Annotated in this window: 20 protein-coding genes; 16 read left to right on the top strand and 4 right to left on the bottom strand. The window is 55.0% G+C overall.

What is annotated here, in order from left to right; translation table 11 throughout:
- Positions 1-91: 91 nt before the first annotated feature.
- On the top strand, positions 92-2,254 hold the full coding sequence (locus EDM54_RS08130; protein WP_122958046.1) for a Tex family protein: 2,163 nt from the start codon (positions 92-94) through the stop codon (positions 2,252-2,254).
- Between the two features lie 35 nt (positions 2,255-2,289).
- Here the strand turns inward: EDM54_RS08130 and cmpA are convergent, their stop codons facing one another.
- Positions 2,290-2,412 carry a cortex morphogenetic protein CmpA gene (gene cmpA / locus EDM54_RS08125; RefSeq protein ID WP_122958045.1) on the bottom strand — a complete coding sequence of 41 codons (123 nt, stop codon included), beginning with the start codon at positions 2,410-2,412 and terminating at the stop codon, positions 2,290-2,292.
- A gap of 201 nt (positions 2,413-2,613) precedes the next feature.
- The gene (locus tag EDM54_RS08120) at positions 2,614-2,949 is read right to left on the bottom strand and encodes a hypothetical protein (protein ID WP_003389776.1); all 336 of its coding nucleotides are present in this window, start codon (positions 2,947-2,949) and stop codon (positions 2,614-2,616) included.
- A gap of 115 nt (positions 2,950-3,064) precedes the next feature.
- Here EDM54_RS08120 and EDM54_RS08115 point away from each other — a divergent pair, with 115 nt between their 5' ends.
- The 7 genes from EDM54_RS08115 to EDM54_RS08085 all read left to right on the top strand — a co-directional run bounded on the left by EDM54_RS08115 (position 3,065) and on the right by EDM54_RS08085 (position 9,882).
- Entirely contained in the window at positions 3,065-3,544 is a 480-nt protein-coding gene (locus tag EDM54_RS08115; RefSeq protein ID WP_024985088.1) for a SprT family protein, read from the top strand.
- A 120-nt stretch (positions 3,545-3,664) separates the two neighbouring features.
- On the top strand, positions 3,665-4,690 hold the full coding sequence (gene thiL / locus EDM54_RS08110) for a thiamine-phosphate kinase (protein WP_122958044.1): 1,026 nt from the start codon (positions 3,665-3,667) through the stop codon (positions 4,688-4,690).
- Positions 4,691-4,694: 4 nt separating this feature from the next.
- The gene (gene tsaE, locus EDM54_RS08105; RefSeq protein WP_081924360.1) at positions 4,695-5,147 is read left to right on the top strand and encodes a tRNA (adenosine(37)-N6)-threonylcarbamoyltransferase complex ATPase subunit type 1 TsaE; all 453 of its coding nucleotides are present in this window, start codon (positions 4,695-4,697) and stop codon (positions 5,145-5,147) included.
- On the top strand, positions 5,147-5,869 hold the full coding sequence (gene tsaB / locus EDM54_RS08100) for a tRNA (adenosine(37)-N6)-threonylcarbamoyltransferase complex dimerization subunit type 1 TsaB (RefSeq protein WP_003389772.1): 723 nt from the start codon (positions 5,147-5,149) through the stop codon (positions 5,867-5,869). The genes tsaE and tsaB overlap by 1 nt, the downstream gene beginning before the upstream one ends.
- A 2-nt stretch (positions 5,870-5,871) precedes the next feature.
- A complete protein-coding gene (rimI, locus tag EDM54_RS08095) occupies positions 5,872-6,336 on the top strand; it encodes a ribosomal protein S18-alanine N-acetyltransferase (RefSeq protein ID WP_003389771.1) in 465 nt (154 codons plus the stop codon).
- Complete coding sequence (gene tsaD, locus EDM54_RS08090) at positions 6,326-7,402, top strand: tRNA (adenosine(37)-N6)-threonylcarbamoyltransferase complex transferase subunit TsaD (RefSeq protein ID WP_031932568.1); 1,077 nt, start codon at positions 6,326-6,328, stop codon at positions 7,400-7,402. Before rimI ends, tsaD begins: the two co-directional genes overlap by 11 nt.
- Before the next feature lie 215 nt (positions 7,403-7,617).
- Positions 7,618-9,882, top strand: a complete 2,265-nt coding sequence (locus EDM54_RS08085) for a hypothetical protein (RefSeq protein WP_174768852.1) — start codon at positions 7,618-7,620, stop codon at positions 9,880-9,882.
- A 33-nt stretch (positions 9,883-9,915) separates the two neighbouring features.
- Here EDM54_RS08085 and EDM54_RS08080 read toward each other — a convergent pair whose 3' ends face one another.
- Positions 9,916-11,850: an ABC-F family ATP-binding cassette domain-containing protein gene (locus EDM54_RS08080; protein WP_122958042.1), complete on the bottom strand. Its 1,935-nt coding sequence runs from the start codon at positions 11,848-11,850 to the stop codon at positions 9,916-9,918.
- Positions 11,851-12,037: 187 nt separating this feature from the next.
- Between EDM54_RS08080 and EDM54_RS08075 the strand changes: the two genes are divergently transcribed.
- The 6 genes from EDM54_RS08075 to EDM54_RS08050 all read left to right on the top strand — a co-directional run bounded on the left by EDM54_RS08075 (position 12,038) and on the right by EDM54_RS08050 (position 16,071).
- Positions 12,038-12,634, top strand: a complete 597-nt coding sequence (locus tag EDM54_RS08075; RefSeq protein ID WP_122958041.1) for a 5-formyltetrahydrofolate cyclo-ligase — start codon at positions 12,038-12,040, stop codon at positions 12,632-12,634.
- 105 nt (positions 12,635-12,739) lie between these two features.
- On the top strand, positions 12,740-13,255 hold the full coding sequence (locus EDM54_RS08070; protein WP_003389765.1) for a MogA/MoaB family molybdenum cofactor biosynthesis protein: 516 nt from the start codon (positions 12,740-12,742) through the stop codon (positions 13,253-13,255).
- Entirely contained in the window at positions 13,249-14,250 is a 1,002-nt protein-coding gene (locus EDM54_RS08065; protein WP_039071570.1) for a molybdopterin-binding protein, read from the top strand. The genes EDM54_RS08070 and EDM54_RS08065 overlap by 7 nt, the downstream gene beginning before the upstream one ends.
- Positions 14,251-14,292: 42 nt before the next feature.
- Positions 14,293-14,643, top strand: coding sequence for a twin-arginine translocase TatA/TatE family subunit (locus tag EDM54_RS27230; protein WP_003389763.1), 351 nt, complete (start codon positions 14,293-14,295; stop codon positions 14,641-14,643).
- 21 nt (positions 14,644-14,664) lie between these two features.
- A complete protein-coding gene (gene tatC / locus EDM54_RS08055; protein ID WP_024985082.1) occupies positions 14,665-15,438 on the top strand; it encodes a twin-arginine translocase subunit TatC in 774 nt (257 codons plus the stop codon).
- Positions 15,439-15,522: 84 nt separating this feature from the next.
- A complete protein-coding gene (locus tag EDM54_RS08050) occupies positions 15,523-16,071 on the top strand; it encodes a hypothetical protein (protein WP_227278554.1) in 549 nt (182 codons plus the stop codon).
- Between the two features lie 115 nt (positions 16,072-16,186).
- On the opposite strand, the gene EDM54_RS08045 is transcribed toward EDM54_RS08050, so the two are convergent.
- The gene (locus EDM54_RS08045; RefSeq protein ID WP_122958040.1) at positions 16,187-17,521 is read right to left on the bottom strand and encodes a CAP domain-containing protein; all 1,335 of its coding nucleotides are present in this window, start codon (positions 17,519-17,521) and stop codon (positions 16,187-16,189) included.
- Positions 17,522-17,784: 263 nt separating this feature from the next.
- Between EDM54_RS08045 and groES the strand changes: the two genes are divergently transcribed.
- Positions 17,785-18,069 (top strand): co-chaperone GroES, encoded by a 285-nt coding sequence (groES, locus tag EDM54_RS08040; RefSeq protein ID WP_003389758.1) that lies wholly within the window; start codon positions 17,785-17,787, stop codon positions 18,067-18,069.
- Positions 18,070-18,134: 65 nt separating this feature from the next.
- Entirely contained in the window at positions 18,135-19,757 is a 1,623-nt protein-coding gene (gene groL / locus EDM54_RS08035; RefSeq protein WP_003389756.1) for a chaperonin GroEL, read from the top strand.
- Positions 19,758-19,910 lie beyond the last annotated feature (153 nt).

Raw genomic sequence — 19,910 nt, 5'->3', positions numbered from 1 at the left:
AGATGCCCGCTTGGTTCCAGACATATTTTTGCCGGTGGCGAGATGGGTGTTGTGGTACAATAACCACGTAGATGAGCGCAGGAGGTAGAATATGGACCTAACGTTGATGATCCAGACGATCGCTCAGGAGACGGAAATCAAGAGGCATCAGGTAGAGCGGACCATCGCCCTTTTGGACGAAGGAAATACAGTGCCGTTTATTGCCCGTTACCGCAAGGAAATGACCGGACAATTGGATGAGACCCAGATACGGGCGATTGAGGAGCGCGTTCGCTACTTGCGCAACCTGTCAGTGCGAAAAGAAGAGGTAATCCGGCTGATCGAGGAGCAGGGCAAGCTGACTGAAGAGCTAAAGGCATCGATCGAACGGGCGGCAAAGCTGCAGGAAGTGGAAGACCTGTACCGGCCGTATCGCCAAAAGCGCAGGACCCGAGCGACGATGGCCAAAGAGAAGGGGTTGGAGCCATTGGCTGCCTACCTTTTGACCCTTCCGAAATCAGGAGATCCGGCGGCGGAAGCGGAAGCGTACATAAACGCGGAAAAAGGGGTGGAGTCGGCGGAGCAGGCGCTGCAAGGAGCGATGGACATCATCGCCGAGCAGGTGTCGGATGATCCCCAGATTCGCCAGTGGACCCGCGAGCGTACCTTTCAAAAGGGGACGATCATATCGGAGCAGAAGGCGGTCGAAGCAGACGAGAAGAACATTTACCAGATGTATTACGCATACAGTGAACCGTTGAAAAAGGCCGCGCCTCATCGCGTGTTGGCAATTAACCGCGGAGAAAACGAAGGTATCCTGAAGGTATCAGTTGAGGCTCCTGTCGATGAGATTCTGCTCTATCTGAAAAGGAAGCTGATTCCGCGGGAGACGGTAGCGCGGCCGTGGCTGGAGACAGCGGCGGAGGATGCCTACAAGCGCTTGATCCAGCCTTCTGTCGAGCGGGAGGTAAGAAACGAGCTGACAGAAGTCGCCGAAGAGCGGGCGATCCACATTTTTGCGGAAAACCTGCGCAATCTGCTCCTGCAGCCGCCTGTGAAGGGCAAGGTTGTGCTTGGGGTAGACCCGGCCTATCGAACAGGCTGCAAGCTGGCTGTCGTCGATGAGACAGGCAAGCTTTTGGAGGTAGGCGTCATTTATCCGACTCCTCCGTTAAACAAGGTAGCCGAAGCTTCTGCCAAGGTAAAGGAACTGATCAATCGGTACGGGGTACAGATCATTACGATTGGAAATGGAACGGCGTCTCGCGAGACGGAACAGTTTATCGCCGGCGTGTTGAAGGAAGTGAAGGGCGAACTGTCCTATATCATCGTGAATGAGGCAGGGGCCTCCGTGTACTCCGCTTCTGCCCTTGCCAAGGAGGAGTTCCCCGATCTGGACGTCGCGGAACGAAGCGCGATTTCCATCGCCCGCAGACTGCAGGACCCGCTGGCCGAACTGGTCAAAATCGATCCCAAGTCGGTCGGCGTCGGACAGTACCAGCACGACGTTTCCCAGTCGCGCCTGGCGGAAAGCCTGCAATTCGTCGTCGAGTCGGCGGTCAACCACGTAGGCGTAGACGTCAATACGGCGTCGCCGCAGCTTCTGCAATACGTGTCCGGCATCAGCAAGCAGGTGGCGGCGAACATCGTCAAAAAGCGGGAAGAGACCGGAAAATTTACGAGCCGGGCCGGACTCAAGGAAGTTCCCAGACTGGGAGCGAAAACCTACGAGCAATGCGTAGGCTTCTTGCGGATTATGGACGGGGAAAATCCGCTGGACAAAACGCCGATTCACCCGGAATCATACCCGGCTACACACAAGCTGCTGGACCTGATCGGGCTGTCTGCCGAAGAGATTGGCAGCGAAGCCTGCCGAGAACGGCTGCAGGGACTCGATGTGCCGACGGTTGCCCGGCAGCTGGAAATCGGGGAACCGACGCTGCGAGATATCGTCGACAGTCTGCTGCGCCCGGGCCGTGACCCGCGCGACGAGCTGCCCAAGCCGCTTTTGCGCAGCGACGTGCTTCAGCTCTCTGACCTCAGCCCGGGGATGAAGCTGCAGGGAACGGTAAGAAACGTGGTCGATTTCGGGGCGTTTATCGATATCGGTTTGAAAAATGACGGCCTGGCCCACATTTCCCGCTTGCGGAAAGGGTTTGTCAAACACCCGTTGGACGTGGTGACCGTCGGAGACATTGTGGATGTATGGGTAGTCGATATCGATGAAAAACGGCAACGGGTCGGATTGACTTTAATCCCGCCACAGGATTTATAGAACAAGCTGTTGTAAGCATATAAAAGGCGGCCACCCTATTGAGGGCGGCCGCCGTGTTTTTCCCAGTATAAAAACCAACAGCTGTTGAGCAATCGAATTTGCCGGACGTCCTTCCCGAAGAAGGCACGCTGCAATTGCCTGCGCATCCATTGTGGCATGAAGGGTACCTCCTGGTGTCATTCCTATATTGGCAATGTATGCGGCAAACACACAGGAGGTACCTATTTTCTTTGCACGACTCGGAAAGGCAACTTGCAGTTGTTCGTATATGGCTACAAAGCAGAACTGTGAAAGCACGTGAGAAAGCGGAACTTTCGGCCTCTGGGTACTAGAGGCTTTGCAAAGCCCTCGAAAAGAGATTACTCATCTTCCAGCAGGAATTCAAGCTGTGCCTGCAAAGCGCGAATCTCCGTCAACAACGAGATCAGCGGATAAACCGTTTCCTGCAAAGAGGAGAAATGGCTCTCCAGCCGGCTGACGTACGCCAGACCATCTTCTGTTTGAAACGCATCGGAGAGAAGCTCTAGCTCGGCGCATTCCGCGATGACCGTCGGAAGCTGCGGACGCTCTGCAATGGTCAGCTTGTCGATCTCCTTTTGAAGCCGTTTCAGAAGAGCGACCAGTTGATACATATGGGATTCCGGCATGGCGACAAAGCGCAGCCCAGTTTGTTCCTGCAAGATTAAATAGCGCATCAGTTTCCCCACCAATCTCATGATCTCATCAAATAAGTGTACTGTATTGCTCTGGCACTTTTCAACCAAAACTGCTATCGTCGAGGTACAAGCTTCAGCTGGGGAGAGAAAAACAATGACAGATCAGGAGTTGCAAGCACTGGTCGAAGCGGTCTCTGCACAGTATTTTGCCAGGCCGTTCCGTCACCAGGCCAGGTTCAACAGCAGGCTGCGGACGACAGGGGGACGTTACCTGCTTCGTTCCCACGACATCGAGATCAACCCTCGCCATCTGGAGCAGCACGGAGAGGAAGAGCTGATCGGGATCGTAAAGCATGAGCTGTGCCACTATCATCTGCACCTGGAAAAGAAGGGGTACCAGCATAAAGATCGCGACTTTCAGGAGCTGCTCAAGCAAGTGGGGGGAAGTCGCTACTGCCAGGAGGTCGGCGGCGGAAGAACCCGGCTTCCGTATCGCTATGAGCTTGTGTGTGAAGCCTGCCAGATGCGGTACAAACGAAAGCGAAAAATCAATCCGGCCCGTTACCGCTGCGGCCGTTGTTCAGGAAAGCTGCGGCTGTATGAGCTGGAAACAGCGGCAAAGCAGCAGGGCTGATGGCAGCCGGAGAGCAGCGGCAGCACGGAAAAGCCTGTCCGGGCTGTGCGCCCGTTTCCTTGCGTGCTTTGAAAGCAGGGCGGTATAATGAAGGCACTGTAAACTAAAGGAGCGGTAGTAGTGACGTACGACGAGTTTTCCCTCATCAGGCGGTGGACGAGCCGCTCCGCCGGCCAAACAGGCGACGGGCTCAGCGTAGGGATCGGAGATGACGCGGCGGTGTTTTCGCTGCCAGCAGACAGGGAAGTGGTAGCCTGCTGCGACGCCATGGTAGAGACTGTCCATTTCCTCAAAGAGACGATGAACCCGAGCGACATCGGCTACAAAGCCGTCATCAGCAACATCAGCGACGTGGCCGCCATGGGGGGCATTCCCAAATACGCGTTGATCAGCATTGCCGTCTCGCCAAATTGGACAGCAAAAGAGTGTCAGCAGATTTACGACGGCATTTACGCTGCGTGCGAGGCCTACGGCGTACGTGTGATTGGCGGCGATACGGTGTCCAGCCCCGCCGCTCTTTCACTGTCTGTCACGGTGATGGGTGAGGTGGAAAAGGGACGGGCGTTGCTCAGGTCAGCAGCGAAGCCTGGTCAGCTTGTATTTGTGACAGGGCATGTAGGCGGGTCGGCAGCCGGCCTGGATCTGTTGTTGCAAACGGCAAAAACGGGAGAAGCTGTAGAGGAGATGTGGCAGCCGTTGGTTGCTTTTCACCAGAGACCGGTGGCCCAGGTTGCCGCAGGACGCATTTTGGCAGCCTCTGCGAATCCAGGAGCGCTAAACGACGTCAGTGACGGACTTGCTTCTGAATTGTGGGAGATTTCCGAAGCCAGCGGTGTTTGTCTGCGGATCGAAGCGGAGTTGATCCCGGTAGCGGAAACAACCCGCATGTATGCGTCTCACAAGGGAAAAGATCCTCTCCATTGGGCATTGTACGGAGGAGAAGACTATCAGCTTGCAGGAACGATTGAAGCGGTGGAAGAAGAAAGGATCGGAGCGCTGTTTGCGCAGCAGGGGATCCCGTTTACCGTGATCGGGCGGGTGGAAGCGGGCGGACCATCGGTAGTGATGAACCGCAATTCGCGCTGGGAGCCGGTTGCGAAAGCGGGATTTAACCATTTTGGCAAGGCCGATGCCAGGAAAGGGTGACAGGATGAAGTACGAATGGAATGCGTCAGGCGTAGAAGAGACCTTGCGCTTTGCGGAAAAATTGGGTGTCCGCTTGCTCCCCGGCGACTTTCTCGCCCTGGAGGGGGATTTGGGGGCGGGCAAGACGACCTTCACCCAGGGACTGGCTCGCGGCCTTGAGGTGAAAGGAACAGTCAACAGCCCCACCTTTACGATTATCAAGGAATATGAAGGGCGTTTGCCGCTGTATCATATGGACGTCTACCGGGTGGGAGAGGACGTGGACTCGCTCGGGCTGGACGATTATTTTTTTGGGGAAGGCGTCACTGTGGTGGAGTGGGCTTCTCTGATCGAGGACGTGCTGCCGCCGGAACGGCTGACTGTCATCCTGCGGTCGGAAGGCGATGATGCCCGGCGGATTCAACTGATTCCCCGGGGGGATCGCTATGTGAAATTGTGTGAGGAGATTGATTGGTGATGCGGGTACTTGCAATGGATACATCCAATCTCGTGTTGAGCGTGGCCGTAGTCGAAGAGGACAGGATCTTGGCTGAATTGACGACGAATCAGCAGAAAAACCACTCTGTCCGCCTGATGGACGCGATCTCCGAGTTGATGGATGAAACGGGAACATTGCCGGAACAGCTGGCTGGCATCGGAGTTGCAAAAGGGCCAGGCTCTTATACGGGTGTACGGATCGGTGTGGCCACGGCAAAAAGCATGGCCTGGTCGCTTCAAATACCGGTGATCGGCGTCTCCAGCCTTGAGGCTGTCGCTATGAATGCGCGAGGCTTCTCCGGCTTGATCGTCCCGCTCTTCGATGCGAGGCGCGGACAGGTCTATACAGGGGCCTTCCGGACAAAAGACTGGGCGGAACTGTCTGTAGTAGCCGAAGAGCGGTTGGTGCTGCTTCGCGATTGGCTCGCTTCGTTAAAGGAACAGGCTGGGAATGAGCGCGTTCTGTTTATGGGAGAGGATTTGCGCATTCACCGGGAGACGATCGCGGAGCAGTTGGGTGAACAAGCCCTTTTTGCGCCTGCAACCCACAATCATCCGCGAGCTGCCCACATCGGTCTTGCTGCTCTGGGCAAGCTCGCAGAGGGTGGTCATCCGCACGAAATGGTTCCCGAATACTTGCAGCTGGCAGAGGCCGAAGCCAAGTGGCTGGCCCAAAACCCCGCATGCGGGGTGAAGGAATAGCAATGACTGAGCAGATTGATATAGAATTCCGCTTTATGACACTAGAAGACGTAGACGCGGTCTGGGAATTGGAGCGTTTGGCGTTTCCGACACCTTGGCCGCGTGATGCCTTTGTCAATGAACTGACGATCAACCCAAATGCCCGCTATGTCGTAGCCGTGATGAATGGCCAGGTCATCGCTTATTGCGGGATGTGGATTGTACTGGACGAGGCTCACATTACAAACGTGGCCGTCCATCCCGATTGCCGCGGGCAAAAGGTAGGCGAGCGGTTGATGCGGCAGATGATGGGGCTCGCCTATGTATTCGGAGCGAGAAGCATGACGCTGGAAGTGCGCCCGTCCAACACCGTGGCGCGGAATATGTATACCAAGCTGGGCTTTACAGAACAAGGACGTCGGAAGCGTTATTATTCCGATAACGATGAAGATGCTCTCATAATGTGGGTGACATTGCATGAAGAATAGAAAACCATCACGCTATGAAGAACGGGTGCAGCAGGCGTATCTGGCTCAGCAGCAGTCTGGTCGTCCGGTAAACATTTTGGGGATCGAGACAAGCTGCGACGAAACCTCGGCCTCCGTCGTTCAGGACGGCCGGACAGTCCTGTCCAACATCATCGCTTCGCAGGCAGATATACACAAGCGGTTTGGCGGTGTCGTGCCGGAGGTAGCCTCGCGCAGGCACGTGGAGAACATTACCCTGACGATTGAGGAAGCCTTGCAGGAGGCGGGGAAAACGCTGGATGACATCCAGGCCATCGCCGTCACCTACGGACCGGGCCTGGTTGGCGCCCTGCTGGTAGGGGTAGCTGCCGCAAAGGCGATCTCGTATGCCCGTGGAATCCCCTTGATCGGGGTGCATCACATTGCCGGCCATATTTACGCCAACCGGCTGGTCACGGAGATGGAGTTTCCTTTGATCGCTCTGGTCGTGTCCGGGGGGCATACAGAGCTCGTCTGGATGAAAGAGCATGGACATTACGAAATTTTAGGTGAGACGCGGGATGACGCTGCCGGGGAGGCGTACGACAAGGTTGCGCGCGCCCTCCAGCTGCCGTACCCGGGCGGTCCGCACATTGACCGCTTGGCACACGAAGGAACTCCCAGCATTCCGCTTCCTCGCGCGTGGCTGGAGCCGAATTCCTATGATTTCAGCTTCAGCGGTCTCAAATCGGCTGTACTCAACACGCTGCACAATGCGTCACAGCGCGGAGAAAGCATCAGTCCGCAAGACCTCGCTGCAAGCTTTCAGGACTCTGTGACAGAGGTGCTTGTGGAAAAGACAATCCGTGCGGTAAAGGAATACGGAGCCAGGCAAGTATTGCTTGCAGGGGGAGTAGCAGCCAATCGCGGGCTGCGGGAAAGACTCTCGAAAAGATGCGGGGAGGAAGGCCTTCCACTGGTCATCCCGCCGCTCTCCCTATGTACCGACAACGCGGCGATGATTGCCGCAGCGGGATACATTTCGTATCAAAAGGGGCGCTTTGCACGGCTGGACTTAAACGGTGTGCCGGGCCTGCCCTTGTCATAAAACGCATAATCCTGACTGCTCACTTGGGGGAGCAGTCTTTCTTTTCCTCATCATTATCCACAGCTTCTGGATAATTTTTGAGGTTTGTCTTCCCCACACCTGTGAATACTGGTGATAACACGAGGCATTTACCGGGAAAATCACGTTTTTTCTGTGGATGAATCTGTGGAATATGTGGATAAACAGAAAATTTTATCAACAGTGGGGGAAGATTGATGAAAAAATGGTTGCTGCTCGCCGCACTATTTGTCCTGCTATGGTCGTCGCAGCTCGGACAGGATTACGCAGCTGCTGCTGTGGAGTCAAAGAAGAATCTCCAAAAGCGGCAGGTGATAGCGCTGTTTGTGGAGGGGCTCTCCTTTCAGGATGTTGAGCGGCTCAGGAAGTATCCACATGTGGATAATTGGCTGAGAAAAGCCGAGGCCGGAGCGCTGTCTATCCGTTCGCCCGGAGCGAGATCGGCAGCCAACTCCTATTTGCTGATGGGCAGCGGCGGACAGGCTCTTTACACGGACCGGAGCGGCACAGCCTACCACCCGGAAGAGTATCTTTCCAAGTACGAAACAGCCGGCGAGCGGATGGTGGAAGTAAGCCCGCCTGAGGTGGAGCCTGTAGCGCGCTATCGCATCGTTTTTCCCGGCATTTACCGGCTGCAGGCAGAGAATCGAGACAAGCCGTTTACCTCCCGAATCGGCTTGCTGGGAGAGACACTGGCTCGGCACAATCTGTCTGTAATCAGCTACGGGAGCGGAGACTACGATGACATCAGGACCCGGCACGCCGTTCTGTTCGCGATGGACGAGCGCGGTGGGGTGCCGTTTGGAAATCTTTCGGACAAAACGGCGATACAAGCGCCTTCTTATCCTTACGGGGTTAAAACGAACTACGATTACTTGCTCCAGAGCATCGACAGGGAGACGGCCTCTGGATTGATCTCGATCCAACTGGCTGATTTGGCGCGCTTGTATCAGGTAGCCGACGATATGGCGCCGGAGCGGTTTGCCAAACAGTACGAGCAGGTGCTGAAGGACTTGGGCGGGTTTCTTGACCGGCTGCTTTCGTCGCGCAAGCCCGGACAAATGGTGATGCTGCTCTCGCCGGTCCCCAACCAGAAAGCGGTACAAGCCAAAATGCTGCTGCCGCCTGTGTTTGTTTGGAAGGGGGGAGAGGCAGGGCTGCTCACCTCTGCGACAACGAGGCAATCCGGATTGGTCAGCGGGCTTGATATTCTCCCGACAGTGCTTGCCTTTCTGCAGGTTTCCGTGCCGGATGGGCTGGCTGGACATGTCATGAAAAAGGAAACGGGAAAAGGGATCGGCGAGCTCGCCTATGAGGTGGAACAAATCCACCATATTTACGCCAATCGCAGTTCTGTGCTTTACACCTACGTCATGCTGCAGATCGTCATTTTGGCGGCAGCGGCCGCTCTCTGGGTTTGGGGAAGGGGGAAAAGCGGAGAGAGCCTGCAATGGGGGCGCAGGGCTATGCGTCTTGCTCTCCTCTCCATGCTGTGGTTTCCCCTGCTGTTCCTGCTCGAAGGCTTGGCCGGTTGGCGGGTATCTCCGCCGGTCATTCTCGGCGAGCTCATTTTGGCAGCGATGGCGGGTGCCTGGCTGATGGAGGGAAGGCCGCTGCCGGCAGCGCTTGCGGTCGTGGCCGGGTTGACAGTCGCCCTGCTGTTGATCGATGGCTGGAGCGGCGCCCCGGCGATGCGCCGCTCGTATCTGGGGTATGACCCGGTAATCGGCGCTCGTTTTTACGGATTGGGGAATGAATACGAAGGAGTGCTGATCGGATGCACCATCCTTTTTGCAGCCGCCTTGTACCAGTGGAGCGATTCGAAAACAGCCGAAAAAGCGCCAGGCCGGGAGAATAAGTCTGCTCTGTGGGTAATCGTGCCTCTCTTTCTGCTCGTCCTTGCCTATATGGCCGCTCCGGCGTGGGGGGCGGACGCGGGCGGTTTCTTGGCGGGACTGATCGGTTTTGCTGTCGTGCTCATTCGGCTGCAGGGGTGGCGCCCAGGCAAAAAAAGCCTCCTGCTGCTCGCAGGAGGCATGCTGGTCGGTATTGCGTTGCTCGCATCTGTCAGTCTCTTGTCCAGCCAGCCGCCGACTCATATTACGAGAGTCGCAAGCCAGCTTTTGTCCGGTGACTGGACGGAAGTGATGCATATCGTGGAACGCAAGCTGGAGATGAATCTCAGGCTGATTCGTATTTCCGTGTGGAGCCGGGTTTTTGTCGTGTCCCTGCTCGTTTTGGGGCTGCTGGCGCTGCGCAGTGACAAGTATCTGCGCCATTTCGCCAGCGATTATCCGTTGCTGGTCAAAGGCTTCTCCGGAGTGATCGCCGGTTCGCTGGCCGGCCTGCTCCTGAATGATTCCGGCATCATTACCGCGGCCACATGCATCATCTACCTGGTCGTACCGACTCTGTACACCGCTTTGTGCGAGCCAGTCGAGGAACGCTATTCCAGCTCTTGAGAACGTCTTGCTTTTACGGGAGCCGGGAGCAGGCTAACTCTCTGAAAGCTCGCTCCACTCATCGTACAACTGCTCCAGCTCCACCTTTGTCTGCTCGATCTTGTCGTTGCGCTCCTTGGCCAGGACGTGGTCGCTGTAGATTTCCGGGAGACACAGCTCCTCCTGCCAGGTCAAAATGGCGGCCTCCCGCTCCTGTATCGCCGCTTCGATTTCCTCCAGGCGGCGCAGTCTTTGGCGCTCGCGGCGCTTGGCCTCCTTGTCGCGCTCATAGCTCGATTTCTCCTGCAGGTCTGCAGCAGAGGAGGCTTGTTTCTTCGTGCTTTGCGCTTGCTGTTCAGCTGCCAGCTCGGCCAGCTCCTGCTTCTTTTCTACGTAATAATCGTAGTTGCCGAGATAGCTGGTCACGCCATCCGGGGAGAGCTCCAGTACCCGGGTGGCGATTTTATTGAGGAAGTAACGGTCATGGGAGACGAACAGAATCGTTCCCGGGTAGTCGTACAAGGCGTTTTCCAGCACTTCCTTGCTGAAAATATCAAGGTGGTTGGTCGGCTCGTCGAATATCAGAAAATTGGCTTGCTTCAGCATCAGCTTGGCCAACGAAACACGTGCTCTTTCGCCGCCCGACAGATCGGAAATGCGCTTTTGCACGTCGTCGCCGCTGAACAAAAAGTTTCCGAGCAGGGTACGGACATCCCGCTCCAGCATCAGCGGATAGTCGTTCCAGATTTCATTGAGCACCGTATTTTGGTCATTCAGATTCCGATGCTCCTGGTCGTAGTAGCCGATCGTGACATTGCTGCCGAACTGGATGCTGCCTGTAATAGCTGGCAGTTGCTCCACGATCGTCTTCAGGAGAGTCGATTTTCCGATTCCGTTGGGACCGACGAGAGCGACGCGCTCCTCCCGTTCCAGCTCAAAGGTGAGGTGTCGGGACAGCACGGCGTCCGGGTAGCCGATGCTGACATTGGCCGCCTTCATCACGATGTTGCCGCTCATTTTGGCGACATCGAAGGAAAAGTTGACCGACTTGTTGTTCATGATCGGTTTCTCCAGCCGGTCGATCTTCTCCAAGGTTTTTCGACGGCTTTGGGCCCGCTTGGTCGTTGTCGCCCGAGCGATGTTCCGGGCGATGAAGTCCTCCAGCTTGGCAATTTCCTCCTGCTGCTTGTCGTAGCGCTTTAATTCCTGCTCCAGCCGGGCCGCCTTTTGGTCGAGAAACTGACTGTAGTTCCCCGTGTACCGGGTCGCACGGGTGCGCTCGATCTCGTAGACGACGGTGACGAGCTTGTCCAGGAAGTATCGGTCATGGGAGACCACGAGGATGGCGCCCTGGTAATTTTGCAGGTAGCCCTCCAGCCAGGTGAGCGTCTCAATATCCAGGTAGTTAGTCGGCTCATCCAGCAGCAGGATCGAAGGAGCCTGCAAAAGCAGCTTCGCCAGGGCAAGCCGGGTCTTTTGCCCGCCGCTCAGGGTGAAAATCGGCGTCTGATAGTCCATATCGGCGAATCTGAGTCCATGCAGGACGCCGCGAATCATCGCCTCATAGCCGTACCCCCCGCGTTCCTTGAATGCCTCGGAGCGGCGGGAATAATCCTCCAGTATCTGCTGGTACCGTTTTTCGTCAGCCAGAACGGCCGGATCGCCCATCAGCGTCTCCAGCTTGCGAAGCTCCTGCTCTTCCTTTTGAAAATGAGTGAAGACGGAGAGCATTTCCTCCCAAATGGAGCGTTCGGACTCCAGCCCGCCGTTTTGCGCCAGGTAACCGAGCGTGACATCCTTCGGAATTCGGACGGTTCCACTGTCATAGCTGAGCTGCCCGGCCAAAATCTTCATTAGTGTCGATTTTCCGGCCCCATTGACTCCGACCAGTCCGACGCGCTCTCCTGTTTGAATTTGCAACGAAATGTCCTGTAAAATGGTCTCAATCCCGTACGTTTTTTGTATATGTTCAGCTTGAAGTAAGATCATTGCTTCCACCTCTTTATCAATACCGTAAACGATCTGTCGGCCTGCGTGGCACAGATTGCTGATCCTGGCGCTTCTGCAAGCGGCCAAGCATGCTCTGCTCCTGTCTGTATCAGTGTAGCTTAGAGACCAGAAAGGGACAACCCCGACCGATATGGGAGTGGCCGGGAGAAAAGAGAGGGGAAATCACATGGAGCTTCTCGATCATAAGAGGGAACTTCGCAGAGAAATTCTCGCCCAAAGAGCATCTGTCAGTCCGGAAGAACGCCAGGCCCGCTCCGAACAAATGTGCCGTCATTTGCTTTCCTTTGACAGACTGCGCCGCTGCCGTACGGTCATGGCGTACTATCCGTTTCGCGAAGAACTGGATATCGTCCCGTTCCTGGAAAAAGCGCTTGAGCGTGGGCAGGAGATATGGCTGCCGCTGACGCTTCCGGCGGAGCGGCGAATTGTTCCCTACATCTATACGGGGCCTGATATGCTGAAGCGGGGAACGTACGGCATACTCGAACCCGATCCCGGCCTGGCTGCGGAAGGAAAAGCCGAAGACCTGGACGCTGTGCTTGTTCCCGGTGTCGCTTTTGACCGCAGGGGTGGGCGCATGGGGTACGGTGCCGGTTATTACGACCGCTTTCTTACCTCCCTCCCGCACAGGCCGCTGTTGATCGGCTGTTCGTTTGACCTGCAGGTACAAAAGGCGGTGCCGATGGAACCCCACGACATTTCGCTCGATTTTCTTGCGACGGAGTCAGGGATCAGAGAAACAGGCCAGCCAGACCTATCGTAAATGTGACTGCTTTGTGTCGAGATTGCGTCATTTGCCCCTGCCCTATCTACATGTGAAAAAAAACAGTGTACAATACAGTAGCAAGAACTATTGGAGGAATGGGCTGTGACCAACTGGAAAATAGGTGTAATATCCGCAAGCGATTCCATTGCAAGGGGAGAGCGCGAAGACGATCGCATCCCGATTATCCGCACGCTTGTAAAGGAATGGCTGCAGGTTGATGTATCTGTCTACCGTGCTGTGTCTGATGATATGGAAGATTTGAAGGAAAACATGATCGAGTGCGTAGATCGTGAGAAATGCGACTTGTTGATTGTGACAGGAGGCACGGGTTTGAGCCCGCGGGACGTCACTCCCGAGGTGACAGCGTGGGTCATCGACAGACCTGTTCCGGGATTGGCCGAGGAAATGCGCCGCGCCGGCTTGCAGCAATCCCGCCGCGCAATGCTGACCCGTGCAGTAGCCGGAACGAGGGGAAATTCGCTGATTATCAACCTGCCAGGCAATCCAAAGGGCGTCGAGATTTGCTTCAACGCCATCGGGGACATGCTGTCTGACGCCTTGCACATCTTGCAGGGAACCGGAGGAGCCAATGAAGATTGGGGAGGATTGGGTTGGTAGAAAAACCGAAGCTGAAGGAAGTGCCTGTTCGAGAAGCGATCGGCATGATGCTCCCGCACGACATGACGCAGATTCTCCCAGGAGAGTTTAAGGGACGCTTGTTTAAAAAAGGACATGTCGTCACAGAAGCGGATATCGAGCCGCTGCTTTCCATCGGCAAAGAGCATATTTACGTCCTTGAAATGCCGGAAGGGTTTATCCACGAAGAAGAAGCCGGCTTGAGGATTGCCCGTGCCGTTTCGGGAGGAGGGCTTGTCTTGACGGAGCCCTACGAAGGCAAAGTGTCGATGAAAGCCAAGCATCTGGGGTTGGCCAAAGTACATGAAGAGGCTGTTCACGAGCTGAATGAGCTGGAGGGCATCGCGTTTTCCACCATTTACGGCGATCAGGTGGTGCAACCGGGGCAAACGGTGGCCGCTACCCGAATCATCCCGCTGATTATGGAAGAAGCGCGAATTGAGCGATTGGAGGAACTGGCACGCCAGTTTTCCGGCCCGATCGTGGAAGTGAAGCCGTTCCTGAAAAAGCGTGTCGGCTTGGTGACTACAGGTGGCGAGGTCTTCTCGGGCAGAATTTCCGACAAATTCGGTCCTGCCATCCGATCCAAGGTAGAAGCGCTTGGTTCCGTCGTGGTCGAACAGCGGTTTGCTCCCGATGACAAAGAACTGATTGAACAAGAGATTATCCGTTTTCTTGAGGAAGGAGTCGATCTGATCCTGGTGACAGGCGGCATGTCTGTGGATCCGGACGACCGCACTCCGGGAGCGATCGCGGGAACCGGTGCAAAAGTCGTACGCTACGGCACACCGATGCTTCCCGGTTCGATGCTGATGGTAGCGTATAAAGGAGACATACCGATCCTCGGTTTGCCGGGAGCGGTAATGCACGAACCGTTTACTTCATTTGACGTCTTCCTGCCACGCATCCTGGCCGGAGAAAAAATTGCCGAACAGGACATGACCCGTTTGGGATATGGCGGATTGCGCAAGTGTTAGCTGGTTACACTGTCAAATGACAGGAAAAAAGGAGTGAAGTGCATGAGTACGATTGGAATTCCTGGTCTTATTTTAATTTTGGTGCTGGCGCTGGTTTTGTTTGGGCCCAAAAAGCTTCCGGAGCTCGGACGGGCAGTCGGTCATACCCTGAAGGAGTTCAAGAATGCGACCCGCGGCCTGACAAGAGACGATGACGAGGAAGAAGAGGCTAAGCCTAAAGATCAGCAGCAGCAAGCAAAAACAGCTGTCGTCACAGAGAAGGATGCCTTTGACCGCGAGAAAATGGAGCGGGAAATTCGCGAACGCCTCGAACGTGAGCGCCTGGAAAAAGAAATCCGGGAAAAACTGGAGCAGGAGCGCCTGCAAGCAGAGAACGCACAACACAAGGCGTAGCCGGACAAGGTGGGTGCCATGTTGGAAGATCGCGAAATGACGGTAGTAGAGCACCTGACCGAGCTTCGTACACGGATCATTTGGGTGCTGGCAGTATTTTTTGTTGCTTTGATCGCCGGATTTTTTTGCGCCGGCCCGCTGATCGAATACTTGAAAGAGAAACCGATCACCGAAGGAGTTCCGCTTATCTCCCTGCATCCGTCCGACACGCTGCGCGTCTATATGCAGTTTGCCTTTCTGGTGGGGGCGGTGGTGACACTGCCGGTCGCATTGTTTCACATCTGGAGATTTGTTTCCCCGGGCCTGCAAGTAAATGAGCGCAGGGTGACGCTGTATTTTATCCCTGCCGCTTTCTTCTTGTTCATCATCGGGGTTTTGTTCGGGTACTATGTCGTCTTTCCGATGATCATGCTGTTCGTGACAGGCATGTCGCTCGGGATGGACGTCAAGCCTAGCTACGGGATCGCAGAGTACTTCGGCTTTTTGTTTAACCTGGTCATTCCGTTTGGGATTTTGTTCCAGTTGCCGATTATCGTCATCTTCCTCACGCGGCTGCGGTTATTGAATCCGATGCGTTTGGCCAAAATGCGCAGATTTGCCTACTTTGGACTTGCGGTTGTCGGCATTACCCTGACGCCGCCGGAAATTGTCAGCGACATTCTGGTCACAGTCCCGCTGCTGCTTTTGTACGAGGTGAGCATCTGGCTCTCCAAGATCGTGTACCGTAAGCAGCTTGCGGAAGAAGAGAAGTGGAACAACGAATACAACATGGAAGCGGATGAGGCTGTCCGCTGAACGTGAAAAATCTCTTGCCCCCAGGGCGGGAGATTTTTTTTTGCTTGGACATACTAAACGGGAAAGTTTGGGAGGTGACGGAAGATGTGGAAAGCTGCCTTTTTGATCGTGGCGCTATTTAGTTTTTTGACGGCAATGCCAAGCGCTTCTTCAAATGCTTCTGCCGAAGGCGCAGGGATCGGATTCCTGCATGACTCTGTAAAAAGGGCCATTACTTTGAATCAAGCGGAAAACGGCGAGATTCAAAAGGGGACTGAAGCTGCTGACCCATTGGCAGCCGAGCAGGTAGAGCTGTTTGATACGGACAAGGAGCGCGTCATCAAAACTCTCGAGAATACGAGCGAATTTCAAACCGAAGCGCAAAGTCTCCTGAAAAGCGTCAGCGGGCGGGTGCAGGACCTTCAGCCTGCTCTGTCCCACGCCATGATTGTCAAAATCCCGCTGGCGCCGCCGCAAAAGCTGCTTCATAAACAGGCGGGAATCGATACGATGATCGCCAACATGTTCGTCGTCATGCCAAAGGATAGCAGCCGCCGGCCCTGGATGATCCTGCATACGAAGGAAGCGGAAACATTGGTTGTTGAATTTTCGGGGGAGATCGGCAAGTTGAAGAAGCTGCTTCTCCTGCCGTAGTGCCAGTACAGGGGAGCAGCGAAGTAGAAAGGAAGCGGAAGGGGAAGCAAAACGCCCGGCCGTCGCAAGGACTGGTCGGGCGTTTTTGTGGCGTTGAAAAGCCATTTTACCGGTTTTATTGCTTGGGAGTGACAAACGCTTGGGTGTAGTAGTCGGCAACGACCCCGACGCCAAGCTGGGTAAAGTTCTTTTCCAGGACGTTTTTCCGGTGGCCGGGACTGTTCATCCAGCTTTCATGGGCTTCGATGGAGTCGGGATAGCCAGCCGCTATGTTTTCGCCCGCCATGCTGTAGGAAAGTCCCGCTTTGCGAAGCCGTTCAAACGGGTCCATCCCGGTCGTAGCGGAGACGTGGTCGAAAAAGTCGTGGTTTTCCATATCGACGCTATGGCCTCGGGCTACCTGTGCAGCCTGCTCATTCCAGCGAAGCGGGGAAAGCTTGTAGCGGTAACGGATGACATTCACCAGGTCGAGTATTTGTCTCTCTCTGGCTGCATCCACCTGTTCCTGCTCCTTGATGCTCAACGGAGGCGGGTCAAAGTCGGGGGCTGCCCCGGAATAGGTCCAGCGCGTTTCGTAAAAACCGCCCCGCAGCAGCATCAGCGTATCGATCAGCCGAATGGCCGTTACCTTGTCGCTGTTCTGGTTGTCCAGATAAAAGATACGCGGAGTGCCGTCCTGAATTACCAGCGGACGCTGATTTTTTTGATTGGTAATCTGGACGCTGGCCTTTTGATAAGAGAAAGAGACAGTGTGCTGCAGCTTGTACATTCGGCTCAAAGAAGAGAGGCTGGTGCCGATTCCCACCTCGCCGAGCTTTGCTTCCGGGGCATTGGAATACAGGTCGACCACTTTTCCGTTCGCAATCCCTACCTGGAGGTAGCGAGCCGGATTTTGGTTGTAGATGTACCATTGATAGCCAAGGCCGCTCGGCTCCTGCCGTCCCGGTTGGCCGAGCAGTTTTGTCACCTGGGCGACAGGCATGCCCAATTTGATGCCAAACAGGCTGTTTGCGGACTTGTTTGCCGTTTGGGCGGAAGCAGCAGCCGATGCTGGCACCGCTGCAGCCGGAGAACCCGGAGGTGTTTGAACCGGCTGCTGCTTTTGCGGCGGCTTGTCCTCCTGCCGGCTGCCAGCAGCTCCCCTTGGGGCCGGAGCTTGTCCGACAAAAGCAGCCGAATTGGTTTGATCGAGGTGGACCGGCTTGCCTTCAAGATAGCCGGCAAGCGACAAAGGGATATAGGTGGTGCCTTTGTATTCCAGCGTAGCGGGCCGGTATCCGGTTTTGTCCCGATAGTAGCCGGGCTTGTCCGCATCGGTTACTTCCTTTCCATCCCAGTAGAGCTTCACCGGTTGGACCGAGGCGAGGATAAAGGGCGAGCCAGGAGACAAGAGGCGGCCGATTCCTGCCACAGAGAGAGCGAACACGCCGATCCAGAGCCATTTCCGCATGCAGTATTCCTCCTTCAGAGTGGATCTGATTCTACGTTCTCTCTATTTATATGAACGAGCCGGATTGATAGAACAAAGAAGAAGGGCCAGGCATATCTGGCTAGTGACGAGCCTGGAACAAGAGATTGGAAATTTGTGAGGGAAAATACTTGCAAAGTACATAGCGATTCATTATTATAGGAATTGGGTGTTAGCACTCCCTTTGATTGAGTGCTAACAACGCAAAACTTCTTGAACCTACATTTTTGAGGAGGGTGTTTTTTGTGCTGAAGCCATTGGGTGACCGTGTAGTACTCGAACCAATTTCCAAAGAAGAGACGACCGCTAGCGGTATCGTTCTCCCTGACACTGCGAAAGAAAAACCGCAAGAAGGTCGTGTAGTCGCAGTCGGTTCTGGTCGCGTTTCCGACAACGGAGAGCGCATCGCTCTGGAAGTAAAAGAAGGCGACAAGGTTATTTTCTCCAAATACGCCGGCACCGAAGTGAAAGTGGATAACAAAGAATACCTCGTGCTTCGCGAATCCGATATCCTGGCGATCATCGGCTAAGGCTCTTTCACATAAGGCAAGACCGGTACGAACCGTAAACACATAACGCAGGAGGTTGAGTTCTGATGGCAAAACAAATCAAGTTCTCTGAAGATGCTCGCCGCGCGATGCTTCGCGGTGTTGAAACACTGGCAAATGCCGTTAAAGTAACCCTCGGTCCAAAAGGCCGCAACGTGGTTCTGGAGAAAAAATTCGGTTCCCCGCTGATCACCAACGACGGTGTGACCATCGCAAAGGAAATCGAACTGGAAGACGCATACGAAAACATGGGTGCGCAGTTGGTTAAAGAAGTAGCAACCAAAACCAACGATATCGCTGGTGACGGTACGACAACTGCAACTGTTCTGGCTTATGCCATGGTTCGCGAAGGTCTGAAAAACGTAACTGCCGGCGCTAACCCAATGGTAATCCGCCGCGGTATGGAGAAAGCTGTTCGCGCAGCTGTTGAAGAAATCAAATCCATCGCGAAGCCGGTAGAGAGCAAATCCGCTATCGCACAAGTAGCAGCGATCTCCGCTGACGACCAAGAAGTCGGCAACCTGATTGCTGAAGCGATGGAAAAAGTGGGCAAAGACGGCGTAATCACCGTTGAAGAGTCCAAAGGCTTCACTACTGAGCTGGATGTAGTAGAAGGTATGCAGTTCGATCGCGGTTATGCTTCTCCTTACATGATCACTGATACCGACAAGATGGAAGCGGTTCTGAACAACCCTTACATCCTGATCACTGACAAGAAAATCTCCAACATCCAAGAAATTCTGCCTGTTCTGGAGCAAGTTGTACAAAGCGGCAAACCGCTCCTGATCATCGCAGAAGATGTAGAAGGCGAAGCGCTGGCTACTCTCGTAGTAAACAAACTGCGCGGTACCTTCACAGCTGTTGCTGTAAAAGCTCCTGGCTTCGGCGACCGCCGCAAAGCTATGCTGGGCGACATCGCAACCCTCACTGGCGGCGAAGTCATCACAGAAGAGCTGGGTCTCGAACTGAAATCCACCAAGCTGGAGCAACTCGGCCGCGCTGGCAAAGTTGTTGTTACCAAAGAAAACACTACGATCGTGGAAGGCGAAGGCAACAAGGCTGATATCGATGCACGCGTTGCTCAAATCCGTCAACAAATCGAAGACACCACTTCCGAGTTCGATCGTGAAAAACTGCAAGAGCGCCTGGCAAAACTGGCTGGCGGTGTAGCAGTGATCAAGGTCGGTGCAGCTACCGAAACCGAACTGAAAGAAAAGAAACTCCGCATCGAGGACGCCCTCAACTCCACTCGCGCTGCTGTGGAAGAAGGTATCGTGCCTGGCGGTGGTACTACCCTGATCAACGCTATCAAAGCGGTAGAAAAAGTTGTAGCTGAAGGCGAAGAAGCGGTTGGTGTTCAGATCGTTCTGCGCGCTCTGGAAGAGCCAGTTCGCCAAATCGCTGCCAACGCTGGTCTGGAAGGCTCCGTTATCGTTGAGCGCCTGAAGAAAGAACCTGTGGGCATCGGCTTCAACGCTGCTACTGAAGAGTGGGTAAACATGCTCGAAGCAGGTATCGTAGACGCTGCGAAAGTTACTCGCTCCGCTCTGTCCAATGCTGCATCCGTAGCGGCTATGCTGCTCACTACCGAAGCAGTTGTGGCAGACAAACCAGAAGAAAACAAAGCGCCTGCCGGCATGCCTGACATGGGCGGCATGGGCATGATGTAAGAAACGGCCATCCGTTTCGCAAAGAGACAGACTTGCGGGTCTGTCTCTTTTTTGGTGCGCCCAGCATGGGCGATAGCTATAGGGTGAAAGTCCCGAACGGGGGTTGGCTGTACCAACCGTTAGCTCAAGGCAAGGGTGTCGACCGCGAGGCCG

Origin of the sequence: Brevibacillus borstelensis, assembly GCF_003710865.1 — a bacterium.
Lineage (GTDB): Bacteria > Bacillota > Bacilli > Brevibacillales > Brevibacillaceae > Brevibacillus > Brevibacillus borstelensis.
This window is presented reverse-complemented; position numbering and strand designations above follow the sequence as displayed.

What these genes read in the sequence shown, in the direction of transcription:
- EDM54_RS27230 (WP_003389763.1), top strand. Translation starts at nt 14,293, where the DNA reads ATGAGTACGATTGGAATTCCTGGTCTTATTTTAATTTTGGTGCTGGCG.
- groL (WP_003389756.1), top strand. Translation starts at nt 18,135, where the DNA reads ATGGCAAAACAAATCAAGTTCTCTGAAGATGCTCGCCGCGCGATGCTT.
- tsaB (WP_003389772.1), top strand. Translation starts at nt 5,147, where the DNA reads ATGCGGGTACTTGCAATGGATACATCCAATCTCGTGTTGAGCGTGGCC.
- EDM54_RS08120 (WP_003389776.1), bottom strand. Translation starts at nt 2,949, where the DNA reads ATGCGCTATTTAATCTTGCAGGAACAAACTGGGCTGCGCTTTGTCGCC.
- EDM54_RS08075 (WP_122958041.1), top strand. Translation starts at nt 12,038, where the DNA reads ATGGAGCTTCTCGATCATAAGAGGGAACTTCGCAGAGAAATTCTCGCC.
- EDM54_RS08115 (WP_024985088.1), top strand. Translation starts at nt 3,065, where the DNA reads ATGACAGATCAGGAGTTGCAAGCACTGGTCGAAGCGGTCTCTGCACAG.
- EDM54_RS08085 (WP_174768852.1), top strand. Translation starts at nt 7,618, where the DNA reads ATGAAAAAATGGTTGCTGCTCGCCGCACTATTTGTCCTGCTATGGTCG.
- EDM54_RS08050 (WP_227278554.1), top strand. Translation starts at nt 15,523, where the DNA reads ATGTGGAAAGCTGCCTTTTTGATCGTGGCGCTATTTAGTTTTTTGACG.
- EDM54_RS08130 (WP_122958046.1), top strand. Translation starts at nt 92, where the DNA reads ATGGACCTAACGTTGATGATCCAGACGATCGCTCAGGAGACGGAAATC.
- tsaD (WP_031932568.1), top strand. Translation starts at nt 6,326, where the DNA reads ATGAAGAATAGAAAACCATCACGCTATGAAGAACGGGTGCAGCAGGCG.
- EDM54_RS08045 (WP_122958040.1), bottom strand. Translation starts at nt 17,521, where the DNA reads ATGCGGAAATGGCTCTGGATCGGCGTGTTCGCTCTCTCTGTGGCAGGA.
- cmpA (WP_122958045.1), bottom strand. Translation starts at nt 2,412, where the DNA reads ATGCCACAATGGATGCGCAGGCAATTGCAGCGTGCCTTCTTCGGGAAG.
- rimI (WP_003389771.1), top strand. Translation starts at nt 5,872, where the DNA reads ATGACTGAGCAGATTGATATAGAATTCCGCTTTATGACACTAGAAGAC.
- EDM54_RS08080 (WP_122958042.1), bottom strand. Translation starts at nt 11,850, where the DNA reads ATGATCTTACTTCAAGCTGAACATATACAAAAAACGTACGGGATTGAG.
- tsaE (WP_081924360.1), top strand. Translation starts at nt 4,695, where the DNA reads ATGAAGTACGAATGGAATGCGTCAGGCGTAGAAGAGACCTTGCGCTTT.